Raw genomic sequence first — 16,738 nt, forward strand, 5'->3', positions numbered from 1 at the left:
CCCGAATCCCTTGTTATTATGCGATTTTTTACAGCTTTTCGGGGCGTTCAGCAAGCCCTATTTAGTGACTGGATAATTACGCCATCATGTACTAGTAATATAACCAAGGTGCCAGCTTATAGGGTGCATATCATGAAGAGCAAATTGTATATTGTGCTTGCTTAAAATGGGTGGTCTATTTCCATCTTCATATAAAAAAAGAAGCCGATCTTTCTCTAAATCAGAAGGTCGGCTTTTTGTCTTGTTAAATCCTGCAGATTTCTACCGGGCATTGCTCGCAGCGGCAAATCTGTTGAAGAACGCTTAATTCCTTGATCACGATGCAGCCATCATCATATGCCAGAGCGCCTTTCTTGCGCAGCTCAGCGAGCATTCGATTGACACTTTCCCGGGTTGCACCAATCATATTCGACAGATCCGTATGTGTCATCTTTTTGTTAATCCGAATACCCTTGCCATCCACTTCTCCATAAGTATTTCCGAGCCGGATTAGTGTTGAGCACAGAGCTCCCTGCTTGCCGTACATCATAAGATCGCGGAATTTCGTCTGTGTAATTCGATGGTATATACCCATCCATTTCATAAAATCAAGTGCAAATCCGCCGTTGATCTCAATGAGCAGCTGAAGCTCTGAGGTTTCTGCATATCCAATCTCGCTCTCTTCCAATACTTCAGCAGAATAGCTGTGCCTAGAAGAGAAGAAGGGGTCGGCATGACCGATCAAATCCCCGTCCTGATGAATATACATGATTAATTCTTTTCCTTCATCTGTGAATTTCGTAATCTTGATGCGCCCGTGCTTAATAAAAAACAGCTTGTCGGCAGGATCCCCCTCCCAGAACAGATGAGAGCCTTTTGGTAATGATCGATACTTCAATAAGTTGAGTAAGAGCTGTTTGTTCTCTGATGTGAAGCAGCGGATATTGCCTTCTTTTTGTTCAAGTAATGCTAAGTGAGTCATATGCGATTCCCCCTTGCACTGTTCGATTTACAAGTTCAGTATATACCTTCGTTAAGAGGGCGGGAGAAGCAAAGTATGGCAAAATTCCAACATTGTGATTCATTTCACTATCGAATTCGAAGTTTTTATACATTGTGAATAAATTCACAAACAAAGAGAATCATGCATGATATGATGACTTCGTAATCCAATAGAGAGACAAAAAACTCAGAATTTGGGTAGGAGGATGATAGGAGATGGCTGTTAAGAACGAGGCTGTATCCAAAGAAGTTACTGCGGCGGAATATATTAATGAGCTGGTAACCAAGGGCAAGAAGGCGCTGGAAGCATTTATGCAATTAGATCAAGAGGCGGTTGACCGTATTGTTCAGGCGATGGCACTGGCTGGTCTTGATAAGCACATGAATCTAGCCAAGCTGGCTGTGACGGAAACAGGCCGCGGAATTTATGAAGACAAGATTATCAAGAATATTTTTGCTACAGAATATGTCTACAACAATATTAAATATGACAAAACGGTCGGCGTCATCGAAGATAATGAGTTTGAGAACTATCAAAAAATAGCGGAGCCGGTAGGCGTAATTATGGGGATTACCCCTGTAACCAATCCTACCTCTACAACGATGTTTAAGGCACTGATTGCCATAAAGACACGAAACCCTATCATATTCGGTTTCCATCCATCGGCACAGAACTCAAGCCGGGAAGCAGCACGCATTCTAAGAGATGCAGCGATCAAAGAAGGCGCACCAGCTGATTGTATTCAGTGGATTGACGCCCCGTCGATGGAGAAGACAAACGAGCTGATGAATCATCCGGATGTTGCACTCATTTTGGCTACCGGTGGTGGAGCGATGGTTAAGGCAGCTTACAGCTGCGGTAAACCGGCACTTGGCGTTGGACCAGGAAATGTTCCTTGCTTTATAGAGAAGACGGCGAATCTTAATCAAGCAGTGACAGATTTGATCTTATCCAAATCCTTCGATAACGGAATGATCTGTGCATCAGAGCAAGCGGTCATTGTAGAAGAACCCGTCTACGATGAAGTGAAGAAGAGAATGGTGGCGGATGGCTGCTACTTCGTAACCAAAGATGAAGCGGCGAAATTAACGACTTATGCTATCTCCGCTGACAAATGTGCTGTTAATCCGAAGATCGTCGGCCAGTCGGCTGTCGATATTGCGAAGATGAGCGGAATCGTCGTTCCGGAGAATACCAAGATTCTGGTTGCTGAGCTGGACGGTGTTGGAGAAAAATTCCCATTGTCCGCTGAGAAGCTGAGTCCGATTCTGGCCTGCTACAAGGTTAAGACGGTAGAGCAGGGGATAGAACGTGCCGCAGAAATCGTTTCTTTTGGAGGAATGGGACACTCTTCGGTTATTCATTCAAATGATGATGAAGTGATCAGCCGTTTTGCAGATCATCTCAAGACCTGCCGGATTCTTGTAAACTCTCCTTCAACTCACGGTGCAATTGGGGACATCTACAATACCAACTTACCATCATTGACGCTGGGCTGTGGTTCATACGGACGGAATTCAACCTCTTCGAATGTAACCGCAGTGAATCTAATCAACGTGAAGAGAGTGGCGAGACGTACAGTGAATATGCAATGGTTTAAGGTTCCAAGCAAGGTTTATTTTGAGAAGGGGGCTACCCAGTATCTTGCGAAAATGCCTGACATTTCTCGCGTACTCATTGTTACAGATCCCATGATGGTGAAACTGGGCTACGTTGATAAAGTGGAGCATTACCTGCGCCAGCGCCGCAAGCCTGTGTTCATTGAAGTGTTCTCCGATGTGGAGCCCGACCCTTCAACAACAACCGTAGAGAATGGCACGAAGCTGATGAACAGCTTTGAACCGGATTGTATTATTGCGCTCGGCGGCGGATCCCCAATGGATGCGGCCAAGGCGATGTGGCTGTTCTACGAGCATCCTGATGCCGAGTTTGATCATATGAAACAAAAATTTATGGATATCCGTAAACGGATTTACAAATATCCTAAGCTGGGACAAAAGGCAAAATTTGTGGCGATCCCAACAACCTCGGGAACAGGCTCAGAAGTAACCTCATTTGCAGTTATTACAGATAAGAATAAAGGGAATACCAAATATCCGCTGGCCGATTACGAGCTGACACCGGATGTAGCCATTGTAGATCCCGATTTCGTATACAGCCTGCCACGGGTAGCTGTTGCAGATACGGGTATGGATGTACTGACTCACGCGATCGAAGCCTACGTATCTGTCATGGCAAATGATTATACAGATGGCCTCGCGATCAAAGCGATTCAGCTCGTATTCGAATATCTTGAAGCATCTGCTCTTACGGGAGATAAGCTGGCGAGAGAGAAAATGCATAACGCGTCTACGATTGCCGGAATGGCCTTTGCCAATGCATTCCTTGGTATCAATCACAGTCTTGCTCACAAATGGGGCGGACAGTATCACACGGCACATGGACGAACCAATGCCATTCTGATGCCGCATGTTATAAGATACAACGCGAAGAAGCCGACGAAATTCGCATCCTTCCCGAAATATGATCATTTCACAGCAGATCTTCGTTATGCCGAAATTGCACGTATCCTGGGATTACCTGCGAATACGACAGAAGAAGGGGTTAACAGCCTGATTCAGGCAATACGTGATTTGAATAAGAAGCTCGGTATCCCGGCTTCGTTCCAGGAGCTTGGCTTTGATCCGAAGGATTTTGAAGCAAGAGTCGATTATTTGGCAGACCGGGCATTTGAAGATCAGTGTACTACTGCGAATCCGAAGCTGCCACTTGTCAGTGAGCTGGCTGATGTGTACCGGAATGCTTTCTATGGAAGATTTGATAAATAACCGTGTTCTTCATCGTAAATGGTGAAGCTGTGCTGAGCAGAAGGAATTTCCTTCGTTCAGCACGGCTTTTTTTTCGTATGCTTGTTCCGCACAATATACGAATGGGAAGCATGACTACAACAGTAAAAATAAAATGGAGTAACAGGCTTAACTTTGTGATATTCATCACATAATAAATGTGATCTGTATAATATAATTTGAAATGTAAGAGAGAAGAAATCCATTTCATAGAACCCAAAAGGCAATTTCACTTCCCTATAAAGAGTGGAGAGAAGGGGAGTGAGCAGGCAGATTAGTGAAAATAATCACAAATAACCTTACCACAATAACAGAGCCGAGGGAGAAAGAGTAACAGCAGGGATGGAATTTCGTACCTGCCTTCATGATCTGTCTAGTGTAACCACGAATCTATTGGAGGGATTACCATGGCGGTAACCGAAAAAGAAATGCAAAACGTACAATCCGGCTGGAGAAGCTTCAAGTCCGGAAAATGGACAAAAGAGGTTAATGTTAATAACTTTTTAGAGAAAAACCTCATTCCGTATGAGGGTGACGAGAGCTTTTTGACAGGTGCGACAGACAATACAAAAGCGCTGTGGGAGATCGTTATGGATCTAACCAAGAAAGAGAGAGATAACGGCGGAGTACTGGATGTGGATGTCAACACCCCTTCAACAATTGTATCCCATCAGCCTGGATACTTGGATAAAGAGAAGGAGCAGATTGTCGGCGTTCAGACGGATGCCCCGTTTAAGCGTTCCATTCAGCCGTTCGGCGGTATCAAGATGATGATTGATGCTTGTGAAGCCTATGGCTTTAAGCTTCCTGAGCCGATTATTGAAATGTTCACCACGATCAGAAAAACACATAACCAAGGGGTATTTGATGCCTATACGAGTGAAATGAGAAATGCGCGGCGAGCCGGCATCATCACAGGCCTGCCAGATGCCTACGGCCGCGGACGTATTATCGGTGACTACCGAAGAGCAGCGCTGTATGGAATTGACTTTTTAATCAAGGACAAGATGAGAGAGCAGGCTGAGCTGGAAGTTGATGTGATCGATGAAGATGTGATCCGGCTTCGTGAGGAATTGTCTGAACAGATTCGAGCGCTGAAAGAGCTGAAGCAGCTTGGTGAAATGCACGGATTCGATATTTCCGGTCCTGCACGAAATGCCAAAGAAGCCTTCCAATGGGTTTACTTCGCTTATCTGGCAGCAATTAAAGAGCAAAATGGTGCAGCGATGTCACTTGGACGTGTCTCTTCCTTCCTGGATATCTATATCCAGAGAGACCTTATAGAAGGAACACTGACTGAAGAGGAAGCTCAAGAGCTGGTGGATCATTTTGTCATGAAGCTGAGAATTGTAAAATTCCTGCGTACACCGGATTATAACGAGCTGTTCAGTGGAGATCCAACATGGGTCACGGAATCCATCGGCGGCATGGGGATGGATGGCAAGACACGCGTCACGAAGAACAGCTTCCGCTTCCTGCATACGCTGTACAATCTCGGACCCGCACCAGAGCCAAACTTGACGGTGCTATGGTCAGAGCAGCTGCCAGAAGGGTTTAAGAAGTACTGCGCCAAGGTATCTATCGAAACCAGCTCCATTCAATATGAGAATGACGATCTGATGCGTCCGATCTATGGAGACGATTACGGTATTGCCTGCTGCGTATCTGCAATGCGGATCGGGAAGCAGATGCAATTCTTCGGTGCACGTGCGAACCTTGCTAAGGCGCTGCTGTATGCAATTAACGGAGGTAAAGACGAGAAATCAGGAGCCCAGGTGGGTCCGGAGTATCCGCCAATTACATCTGAAGTACTGAACTATGACGAGGTTATGAAACGCTTCAAGCCGATGATGGAGTGGCTCGCGAAGCTGTATATGAACACGCTGAACGTGATTCACTATATGCATGATAAATACAGCTACGAACGGATTGAAATGGCGCTGCATGATCGTGATATTCTGCGGACGATGGCCTGCGGTATCGCTGGACTGTCTGTAGCAGCCGACTCGCTTAGTGCCATCAAGTATGCAACGGTTCGCCCCATCCGCAACGAGAATGGAATTGCCGTGGATTTCGTTATAGAAGGCGAGTATCCTTGCTACGGTAATAACGACGACAAGGTTGACCAAATCGCAGTGGAGCTCGTCGAGTCCTTCATGACGATGATTCGCAAGCACAAAGCCTATCGGAATGCGATGCCGACACAATCGGTACTGACGATTACATCGAATGTTGTGTATGGTAAGAAGACGGGTACGACCCCGGACGGACGTAAAGCAGGAGAGCCTTTTGCCCCAGGAGCGAATCCAATGCACGGACGCGATAAAAAAGGCGCACTGGCTTCCCTCAGCTCCGTTGCCAAACTGCCTTACGAACACAGCCTGGATGGTATTTCCAACACCTTCTCGATCATTCCGAAGGCACTTGGCAAAGAGGAAGAGGCCCGTAAGACCAACCTGACAGCAATGATGGACGGATATTTTGGAAGTGGAGCCCATCACTTGAATGTCAATGTCTTTAATCGAGAGCAGCTGATTGATGCAATGGAGCACCCTGAGAATTATCCACAGCTGACCGTACGTGTATCGGGTTATGCGGTTAACTTTATCAAACTGACACGTGAGCAGCAGCTTGATGTTATTAACCGGACATTCCACGGCAATATGTAACAGCTAACTGCTAGCTACTCAACAATCTGCACAGACGCACAAAGCGGATGCGATAGGAAAAGGGATGGTATAAATGGTCAAAGGTCATGTACATTCACTAGAAACATTTGGTACGGTTGATGGTCCCGGCATCCGCTTCGTGCTGTTCATGCAGGGATGTCTGCTGAAATGCCAGTACTGTCATAACCCTGACACCTGGGCACTGGATGGCGGGAACGCAATGTCACTGGAAGAGGTGCTCGCTGAGATTGAGCCTTATATTCATTATTATAAGAGCTCTGGTGGAGGCTTGACTGTCTCTGGCGGTGAACCTACGCTTCAAGCGGCCTTTGTTACTCAGCTGTTCCGTGAGGTCAAAGATCGCTGGAATCTGCATACGACGCTGGATACGAACGGTTTTAATGATATGGACCGTATAGATGAGCTCCTTAAGGTAACGGATCTTGTGCTGCTCGATCTGAAGCATATCGATAATGAGAAGCATGAGCGCATGACGGGCAAATCGAATGTAAGAATGCTGGAGACGGCACGCTGGTTATCGGAACATGGCAAACAGATGTGGATCCGCCATGTGTATGTTCCCGGCATTCATCATGATGAGAAGGATCTGCTTAATCTGGGCAGGTTTATAGGAACACTTGATGGAGTAGAAAAATTTGAGATTCTTCCCTATCATCAAATGGGAATTTATAAATGGAAGCTGCTAGGCAAAGAATATCCGCTTGAGGGTGTCCCCTCTCCTGAACAAGCGGAAATAGACCGTGCTTACCGTCTCATTGAGACGGGACGCAAGGAAGCAAGCAGGATCGAACTTTGATAAACGTGTCGTGATAACGAACTCCCTTCTAACATGAGAAGGGAGTTTTTACGTATTTTTCGAGGATTTTATCCCTCGATCTTTAAATTGTAGTCCTATCGGACACACAGCAATGTTTTTATAATGAAAATTGTAAAGCAAGTAAGTTACATACAATACAAGCTCATAGAAAGCGGGGGCAAACGAATGTTGAAGAAAAAGTTTGGTTCTATGATGTCGTTAATGCTGGCAGTGTCACTGACACTGGCAGGCTGTGGAGGCAGCTCTAATACGGAAACACCTGCTGCGGAGCCTGGAACGTCCGGCGAAACACCGCCGGCAGCTTCGGCTGAGCCGTTTGAAATGACACTTCGGCATACGCAGGTCGGTGCGGACAAGGAACGCCGGCTTGCGATCCTGCAGGACGTGGTTAAGAAGGTGGAGGGGGAAGTCGAAGGCGCATCTTTTACCCTGGATGGAGTTGATTCTGACGTTAACCGCAAAGAAAAGCTGCGGGGCGAAATGGCTGCAGGTAATCCGCCGGATATCTTCGACCTGTTCGGCAGCCCAGATGCGAAGGTATACGCCAAAGAAGGCATGCTTCTCAATCTGACACCGATCCTTGAAGAGCTCGGAATTCAGGATAAATTCTCCTCACTTGAGCCGTTCACTTATGAAGGCAATGTATATGGTCTGCCGGTCGGAGGATCTGGCGAAGGGTTTTTCTACAACAAGGAATATTATGAGTCGAAGGGATGGCAGCCGCCGGCTACCTTTGCCGAATTTGAGCAGCAGCTGGCTGATATTAAGGCAGATGGCAAAGTGCCGCTGGCTGGAGCTTCGAAGGCAGGCTGGGTACCTCTTATGCTGACGAACCATCTCTGGTCGCGATACGCAGGCTCTGATATTACAAACAAGTTTGTTACCGGTGAAGCGGCTTGGACCGATCCGGGAGTTGTCAAAGCTTTTGCTAAGCATCAAGAATGGGTTGACAAAGAGTATTTCAAGAAGGGCGAGCTTGGATTTGAGTATGCAGAGTATACGACTCAATTTACGAGCGGTGAAGCGATTCTGATGTATGACGGCACATGGAAATCCTCTGTATTCAAGGAAGGGCAATCCGGTGAAGGCTTGATCGGTAAAGTCGGATTCTTCAACTTGCCTCCTGTTGATGGAGGAGTAGGAGACCAAACCTCTCTCATGCGCGATGTGAATAACGGATACGGCTTTGCAGCTTCGGTTGCGGACGATCCACAGAAGCTCGCAGCAGTGAAATCCTTCATTAAGAATATGTTTAATGAAGAAATGCAAATTAGAGGTCTAGTTGAAGACGGTGTACTGCCGGCTATGAAATTCGATGAAGCTGTACTAACCGAAAGTATTACCGATGATTTGATGAAGGAGATCGTTGCTGTCCTTAATGCTTCCGCTACTTCTTTCCCTGCATTTGACTCGCTTGTTCAAGCGGATGTAACGACTGAGATCAGTAATATTCAGATTCAGAAGCTGATTGGCGGCCAAACGACCCCTGAGCAAATGGCAGAGGATCTGCAGAAAGTTCAAGAAGAAGCAAACGCAGCAGTGGAATAAAGAGGCTTAAGCACCGTTACCATTCATAATCGTGATCAGCATAAAACGATAAAATAACAGGACTGCTTACCCCGGATCAGCGTCCGGGGTTTTTTTACACACTAATATGGTATGAGACTGTACATTATTGGCTCTTCCATGGGAGGCTGTTGGCACATGAACAAATCACTCAAGAATCCTTGGGTATACTCCATGTTTATATTACCTGCCTTGATATTGTTTATGTTGTTTTTTATTTATCCGATCTTGAATTCGATATACTACAGCTTTACCAGCTGGAATGGCGTATCTGAGAATCCGAAATTTATTGGGTTCGAAAATTATATAAAAGCATTTGGAGATGAGAGATTCTGGGAGTCGGCCTTGAATAACGGATGGTTTATTCTTTTTTCGTGCGGTATTCAGGTTCCGCTGATTGTGCTCTTCTCTCTTCTCATTGCGAATGTGAAGCGGCTTAAAGGCCTATACAAAACGGCGGTGTTCCTTCCCTCCATTATGTCTACAGCGGTTATTGGGATCTTGTGGGGCTTCATCTATGAACCGAATATCGGCTTGTTAAATCAGATATTGGGGCTGCTTGGCATCGAGCCGATCTACTGGCTGTCAGATGAGAAATACGCGATGTTCTCCATCCTGCTCACAAATGCCTGGCAATGGACTGGCTTCTACATCATCATGGTACTCGCAGCAATTCTCGCCATTCCGCGTGATCTGGATGAAGCAGCTGAGATTGATGGAGCAAACCGGCTGCAAAGAGCATTATCCATAACACTGCCGCTCATCAAGCCTATCATTTCTGTTGTCATTATGCTGTCGATTGCAGGTGCAATGAAGGCAGCAGATATCGTCATTGTCATGACAAAAGGCGGTCCAGCCGGGTCCACAGACGTGCTAGCAACCTACATGATCAAATATGCGATCACGAATTTTAAATACGGCTACGGAAACACCATCGCTGTCCTTATCTTTGTATTTACACTCATTCTGACGGCTCTCTATCAAGTCATGATCGCCCGCCGAAGTGAAAGGATTGAATACTAATGATGCGAACCTTGAGTAAATCAATCCCCCATGTATTTCTGCTCAGCTACTTGCTAGTCATTTTGTTTCCATTTCTATTTGTCATTTTCTCATCCGTCAAGAAGGATAACAATGCGATTGCGCTTAATCCGTTTGGTATCCCGCAAGAGTTTGCATTTGAAAATTATGTAGAAGCCTGGGTTAATGCCAAGATCGGAACGTACTTCTTTAACAGCTTATATATTTCAATCCTAGCCTCGGTGGTATCCATCTTGCTTGGTGCGATGTTTGCCTTTGCGGTAACAAGAATGAAGCATGGAAAATGGAACACAGCCTTCTTCAGCCTGATCCTGGTCGGCATGCTCATTCCGAACAACTCCCTGATGCTGCCCATCTATCTGCTTGTCCGCAAGCTGGGTATCCTGGATACGCATCTCGCGCTCATCATTCCTTATATTGCAAATGCGCTTCCGTTTACGATTATTATACTGGCTGCTTTTATGCGTTCGCTCCCAAGTGAAATCGAGGAAGCTGCCGTTATGGACGGGTTGAGGGCACAGGGGATATTTGCTAGAATAGTGTTACCTCTAACCATTCCAGCGATCGTTACGGTATTTATCGTTAACTTTCTTGGCAACTGGAATGAATTTCTTCTAGCCAACTACTTTTTATCCACGGACACACTTCGTACCCTGCCTGTAGGAATGGTGCAGTTCAGAGATCAGTACCAGATGAACTACGCCCAGATGTCAGCGGGAATTGTCTACAGTGTCGTGCCGGTTATCATTATTTATTCCATTTTGCAAGAGCAGATCATTGAAGGTGTAACCGCAGGTAGCGTCAAAGGGTGACGAGACTTACGCTTATGCTCTTCGACCGGGGAGAAATGCGTTCTTGAACTTGCGTAGCAAACTTGTCGTGGCGTTTCTGGCATTGATCATCATCCCGATGTGTGTCATGGGCTTCGGAACCTTTCTCGTAACATCGAGTACAATTGAGAAAAAATACAGCGAGCAGGCTGAGTATGCGCTGAAGTCGATCAGCTACAGCATCGAAAGCGTGTTTCAGGAAATGAACAATGTAACAGACAATGGAATTGCTACGTCTGTGTTTCAGATGGCGCTTGAATCCGAGAAGCCCGTGAACCTTGGGGAGAGCGATCAGCTCTATCTGAATGCGAGTCAGCGGAATTTTCGCAGCATGCTCTATAATTATCCCGCAATCAGCTATGCATTTCTCTATAATTTGGAGTATTCCGCCAGAGAGCGGATTGTCTCTATTTTTACGAAGGAAGACTTCAAGGCACTGCCTTTCGGGGAGTTTACCAACCATCCGCTCTACAATCAAGTGAAAGAGTTAAATGGTGTGCCTCTGTGGATTGCTCCGCTGGAGCATCCGGAATTCACGGGCTATGAGCCTGTATTTACTCAAATCAGGCTTGTAAAAGAGCTGAGTTTTTTCCAGAACATTGGTGTTCTGGTCGTGCAGATCAAGAATTGGGAAATTGACCGGATCTTCCGTAATCTCAGCATGAGCGGGAATCAGGATACGGAATTTATGATGGTGAACCAAGACGGGCTCGTTGTATATGACCCTTCCGGTTTTTATATTGGACGATACATGTCGGAGCTGATGAGCGAGACCTTTGCAGGCGGGGACGGATATCGCAGCAGCAGGCTGAATTTCGATGGAACAGAGAGCATCCTGTCTCAATACCAGATGAAGGGATATCCATGGCAGCTTGTCTCTGTAACTGAATGGAACTCCTTGGCCAAAGAAACGAATCAGCTGGTCAGCTGGTATGTGATTATTATTATATGCTGTCTGTTTGCCGCCCTTATGTTCAATGTCTTTTTTATGAATCGGATTACCGGAACGATTGCAGTCCTTGTACGCTTTATGCGCAGAGTTGAAGATGGGGATTTGAGTGCAAGGATTGAGGGCAAAGGCTACGACGAGCTCCAGCTGCTGGCACAAGGCATCAATGATCTTATGGACAAAATCAGCAGCTTGTTCCGCAGAGTCAAGGCCGAGCAGATGCAGAAGACAAGAGCCGAGCTCCGGGTGCTGCAGGCCCAGATCAAGCCGCACTTCTTGTTCAATACACTAGAGTCCATTAATGGACTTGCACTTCGCGGGGAAAGAAGGAAGGTCAGTGAGATGGTAAACAGGCTGGCCAGTATTTTACGTATCAGCATTCAAGATGTGGAAGAAATTCCGATCAAGGAGGAAGTGAAGCATCTCGAGAACTACTTGGCGATTCAACAATACAGGTTTGCTGAGCTGTTTGAATATGAGATTGACATTCCTGAGAAGCTCGAATCCTTTCCTATTCTTAAGCTTACCCTGCAGCCCCTTGTCGAGAATAGCATTCAGCATGGGTTTGAAGGAATTGATTACGTTGGATTCATCCGGGTAACAGCATGGGAAGATATGGGAAGAGTTGTGCTTGAAGTGCAGGATAATGGAATCGGGATGGCTAACACCGTCCTTGAACGGTTCGAATACATGGCGAAGACGACGGAAATGGAGGATGAACCGATATCACCGGCCATGTCTGAACGTCGTGGTCTTGGAGTGCGGAGTGTAGCCGACCGAATTCGCATTCAATATGGAGAACATTACGGTATATTTATCTGTTCTGCGAGTGGGGCAGGAACGACAATCCGGTGTGTGCTGCCCAAAAACGATTGGGGGGATTCGTCTTGGAATTGAGTGCGCTGCTAATTGATGATGAACAGCCTATACTTGATAACTTGAAGGAGTTTATTGATTGGGAATCGCTCGGAATCAAGGTGGCTGGAGCTGCCCGTACCGGAAATGAAGCGTTAGAGCTGAGTACCCATGTTCAGCCTGATCTCATATTATGTGATATTCGAATGCCTGTCATGGACGGACTAACATTCATTGAACAGTATCGGATAAGAGGCGGGAAAGCAGAGATTCTGCTGCTTACCGGCTACCAGGAGTTTGAATATGCGAGACTTGCATTGCAGCAAGGCGTTCGTGAATACATATGCAAGCCGATCGATTATTTTGAGCTGGAGTCAACCATTGGCGCACTTGCAGGCCGTATCCGCAATAAGAAGCAGCAGGAGCAGCAGGGCACGGTGCGAGAGCTGTATATGAGCAAGTGGATTCGTCGAAAATGGCTGCAGGAAGTATTGCTTGGTGAATCCCATAGTCCCAATCCATGTGAAGATGTGAAGTCAACCGCAGGTGGAAGTCGTTATACACTCATCTTGCTCGTTGCACAGGATTATTTCCTCAATTCCTTGTTATGGTCAGAAGAAGAGCGTAAGCATTGGCATGAGTTGGTTGGTGCAGTAATCGACGATCATTTGGCGGCTTCAACGCCAGCAGGAGAAGTAATCCAGACGCGGGATGGAGAATGGTGTATTGTTATTGAACATGATTCCTCCTTATCTGATTCTGCTTCCCGTGTCCCTGATCCTGACTTACTCGAAGAGCTGGAACGTAGGTTTACAGATGCATCTGGCATGGCTGCAGAATTGTATGCTTCCGGCAAGAAGGTCTTTGATTACATGCTGGCCGAAGAATATAGAGATGCCCAGCGGGCGCTGATGATGTCTGAGCATTCAGGCACAAGGATTGCAAATATTGATGAGCAGGAGTCAGGCGAAGAGCTTGAATGGATGTCTCGTGTATGGTCGGATCGGTTGACCCTGGCGGTGAGGCAAAAAAATAAAAATGAGGTTACATCGGTGCTGAAGCAAATTTACAGCTTGATGTGCACCGACAAAGGGAGTAACAACGGCAAGGCCATCAAGTATTTCCATTACATTGTTGTTCTCATGCTCCGTGATATGCACGAAATGAAGCTGCTGAAGACAGAAGCAGAAGAACGGATCTGGAATGTGATGTTACAAACGCTTACACTCCGGGAATATTTTGAGCTGTCACTTACCTTGGCAGAAGCTTGTGCAAGCGAGCTGCCGAGGCGCACGGCAGGAGAGCTGGTGGCTACCGCAAGGGATTATATCGCGGCAAGGCTGGATAAAGATCTGGGTATTGAAGAGATGGCAGACCAGCTTGGGATCTGTTCAAGCTACTTCTGCCAGCTATTCAAGAGCCATTTTGGTGTCACTTTTGTTGAATATGTAACGAGAGAAAGGATGGAGTCTGCGAAAGCCATGCTCACCGGAACAGATCGGAGCATCGCTTCGATTGGAGCTGCCGTGGGGTATCGGGAACGGAGATATTTCTCAAAAGTATTTCATAAGTATTATGGAATGAAGCCTTCTGAATTTCGTGAGATGGCAGCCAAGACAAACTGAACTCTTCCAAATCATAAGTAAATGGCGACATAAGAGCAGCGTTTCCGACTTAGGGGATGTTGCTTTTTGTCATTTTTTAGAATGTGTAGAGCAACTTTTTCAGTATAACTGCGTCTAATAATGAGACATGCATCGTGATACAACTAAGTGATTAGAAGGAGTCGAGGAATGAATTTCAAGAAATTATCTATTCTCACCGTCTTTGCCGTTTCACAGGTACTGATGGCTTTTCCAGTGAGTGCACAATCAGACACAGCAGAAGTTCAGCAGGGACAAGCACTTGATCAACAAGCAGCAAGTGTGCAAGAAACCCTGTCCCAAGATGTTAAGAATGACGAGAGTACTTCACACACCAATAACGAAGTGAAGCAGGACACAGAAGCCGCAGAAGGATCCGTAAGCGGAGCTCAGGACATATCTGATGAAGCAGAGCTTCCAGATGATTCTCAAAGTGATGAATCCTCTGAGAAAGACCAGGCTTCACTTCCCGAAGAGGATTCTATAGAGTCGGATGCTGTAGAGCAGCAGCCGGTTTCACAGCAAACTGCTCAGGAGACAAGCTCGGTCAAGGCAAATACAGCAGCGAATACAGCTGTCAGCGCGAGCCAGCTGATCTTATTTTATAATAGCAGCAAGATGATTCAGGACGGTGTTACTTACTACGCTCCACAGCCGATGGTTGTGAAGAGCGGTGTTTCCTATGTGCCGATTCGCGCATTGGTTGATCGAGTCGGATACAAGGTATCATACAATTACAGCACCAAGGAAACGCTGATCATCCAGGGCAGCAACGAACTTCGCTTCAAAACGAACAGCAGCAGCTATACGGTTAACGGCGTTTCGAAGAGCATGAAGGGCGCTTCCTATCAGACGAACAATACATTTATGGTACCGCTGACATCCATTACCCAAGCACTTGGCATAACCTACAGTGTGGATAACATCAATAAACGGATTATTCTGAACCTGTCGAGTAAGCCGGTTGCTAAATTCAGCATTCAGCCGAGCAAGGTGTACGCAGGAGATCAGGTAACTTATGTAACAGCTCCTTATTCTCCGAAAGGTCTTGCGATCATTAATGAACGCTGGGAAGGCAGACAGGATGTATTTGAATCAGAAGGGAACTATACGGTCAGCTATTATGTTCAGGATTCAAGCGGTACATGGAGTGATGCCTATACCGTTACCATTAATGTAGAACGGCCGAATCAGCCGCCGATTCCGATGTTTACAACAGATAAAGAAGAATACAAGATGGGCGAGCTGATTACGTACAAGGACGAGAGTACAGATGACGAGTATATAGTAGATACACAGTGGGACAATAATGCAGCAGCGTTTTTCACACCTGGACCCAAGACGATTCGATTAACGGTTACTGATAATAAAGGGGCAAGCCGGACTTACGAAAAAACGATTATTATCACAAACGAAACGTTGTACACGCTCAATGAGTTTAATCGTCTCTTTACACCGGTTGGGGAGGAATTTGCCTTTGACGGTTCGATTGTCCCGACCTGGGATAAAGTGAGTTATACGTACACGGATCAACCAGGCACACTGATACGAAGCAATAGTCCTGAAACGGTAACCCGTGAAGGGATTCTATATCAGGATCGTGCCGTCGGCAACACGAGATTTTTGCTTCACCATCTCAATAACACCGGCAAAAAAGTGAAGATGTACGTGGTCGCAACGAACAACAACTCGGCTACAGCTACACTTCGTACAGAGAATCTAGGCTTCGCAGGTCCGACCAATATTGCACAGGCTGCAGGCAAAAAAGCGGTACAAAGATATTTTGAAACGATGCAGGATGGTTCAAAGTGGTCGACTACTCAGCTGAAGCCGGGAGAGAGCAAGCTGATCCTTACCGATCTGAGCATGTCGAGTCTTGGCCAGAGTCAAATTATTTCACTGTATTCTGATGTTTACAGCAATTATCCAATTGACTACAAAGTCATTATGATTGATGAGAAGCTGGATCCGCTGTCTGCAGTGAAGAAGCTGCCGGTTCTTGATCGGGATGGTGTTCATAACCGCGGAACTTATGATAATCCAACTCGCATCATCAAATACAGCGAGACGATTGGCGAGAAGTCACAGCGGCTTGTGATTGGGGATAACAAGGATGACCCGAACGTGGCCGGCGTGGATCCGATGGTAGGGGTAACAGCCTCCAACTCGGGTAACTTCGGTGTCCTGTACAAGATCACACTGGACTCCGTAGCTCCTAATACACTGATCTCCTTTAATCCTCGCGGAGGAACCTATTCGGGCTATGCGATGGTGAATGGAATGCTCATACCCCTGGCGAAGAGTGGAGGAGTAAGTGCTCCGAATGAGCAGGTTGTATTATACCGAACAGGCAGCTATGAGCAAAAGGTCGAAATCTGGTTCACTGCTGCGCCGGCAAGCAGTCTTCCAATCAATCTGTTGTTTACGGCATTGCCGCAAGTAGAGGAGTAAGAATTCATTCATATCAAAAAAAGAGCTCTATATCAGAGTTCTTTTTTTGTTACGTTTGTGTCGAATAC

The 16,738-nt window shown here is 46.3% G+C and carries 10 protein-coding genes; 9 read left to right on the forward strand and 1 reads right to left on the reverse strand.

What is annotated here, in order from left to right; translation table 11 throughout:
- Nucleotides 1-244: 244 nt before the first annotated feature.
- Nucleotides 245-961 carry a Crp/Fnr family transcriptional regulator gene (locus tag BLW49_RS06330; protein WP_090723873.1) on the reverse strand — a complete coding sequence of 239 codons (717 nt, stop codon included), beginning with the start codon at nt 959-961 and terminating at the stop codon, nt 245-247.
- A gap of 236 nt (nt 962-1,197) precedes the next feature.
- Here BLW49_RS06330 and adhE point away from each other — a divergent pair, with 236 nt between their 5' ends.
- From adhE to BLW49_RS06375, 9 genes are all read left to right on the forward strand, one after another.
- Nucleotides 1,198-3,810: a bifunctional acetaldehyde-CoA/alcohol dehydrogenase gene (gene adhE / locus BLW49_RS06335; protein ID WP_090723874.1), complete on the forward strand. Its 2,613-nt coding sequence runs from the start codon at nt 1,198-1,200 to the stop codon at nt 3,808-3,810.
- Between the two features lie 425 nt (nt 3,811-4,235).
- A complete protein-coding gene (pflB, locus tag BLW49_RS06340) occupies nt 4,236-6,497 on the forward strand; it encodes a formate C-acetyltransferase (protein WP_047911020.1) in 2,262 nt (753 codons plus the stop codon).
- Nucleotides 6,498-6,570: 73 nt separating this feature from the next.
- The gene (pflA, locus tag BLW49_RS06345; protein WP_090723875.1) at nt 6,571-7,314 is read left to right on the forward strand and encodes a pyruvate formate-lyase-activating protein; all 744 of its coding nucleotides are present in this window, start codon (nt 6,571-6,573) and stop codon (nt 7,312-7,314) included.
- A gap of 186 nt (nt 7,315-7,500) precedes the next feature.
- A complete protein-coding gene (locus tag BLW49_RS06350; protein WP_090723876.1) occupies nt 7,501-8,883 on the forward strand; it encodes an ABC transporter substrate-binding protein in 1,383 nt (460 codons plus the stop codon).
- A 156-nt stretch (nt 8,884-9,039) separates the two neighbouring features.
- Nucleotides 9,040-9,924 (forward strand): carbohydrate ABC transporter permease, encoded by an 885-nt coding sequence (locus BLW49_RS06355; RefSeq protein ID WP_090723878.1) that lies wholly within the window; start codon nt 9,040-9,042, stop codon nt 9,922-9,924.
- Between the two features lie 2 nt (nt 9,925-9,926).
- Nucleotides 9,927-10,754, forward strand: coding sequence for a carbohydrate ABC transporter permease (locus BLW49_RS06360; protein WP_090724509.1), 828 nt, complete (start codon nt 9,927-9,929; stop codon nt 10,752-10,754).
- A 43-nt stretch (nt 10,755-10,797) separates the two neighbouring features.
- Nucleotides 10,798-12,618, forward strand: coding sequence for a cache domain-containing sensor histidine kinase (locus BLW49_RS06365; RefSeq protein ID WP_047911024.1), 1,821 nt, complete (start codon nt 10,798-10,800; stop codon nt 12,616-12,618).
- Entirely contained in the window at nt 12,609-14,201 is a 1,593-nt protein-coding gene (locus BLW49_RS06370; RefSeq protein ID WP_143042076.1) for a response regulator transcription factor, read from the forward strand. Before BLW49_RS06365 ends, BLW49_RS06370 begins: the two co-directional genes overlap by 10 nt.
- Nucleotides 14,202-14,369: 168 nt before the next feature.
- Nucleotides 14,370-16,670 carry a copper amine oxidase N-terminal domain-containing protein gene (locus tag BLW49_RS06375; protein WP_090723881.1) on the forward strand — a complete coding sequence of 767 codons (2,301 nt, stop codon included), beginning with the start codon at nt 14,370-14,372 and terminating at the stop codon, nt 16,668-16,670.
- Nucleotides 16,671-16,738 lie beyond the last annotated feature (68 nt).

The organism is Paenibacillus sp. PDC88 (genome assembly GCF_900106725.1).
GTDB lineage: Bacteria > Bacillota > Bacilli > Paenibacillales > Paenibacillaceae > Paenibacillus > Paenibacillus shunpengii.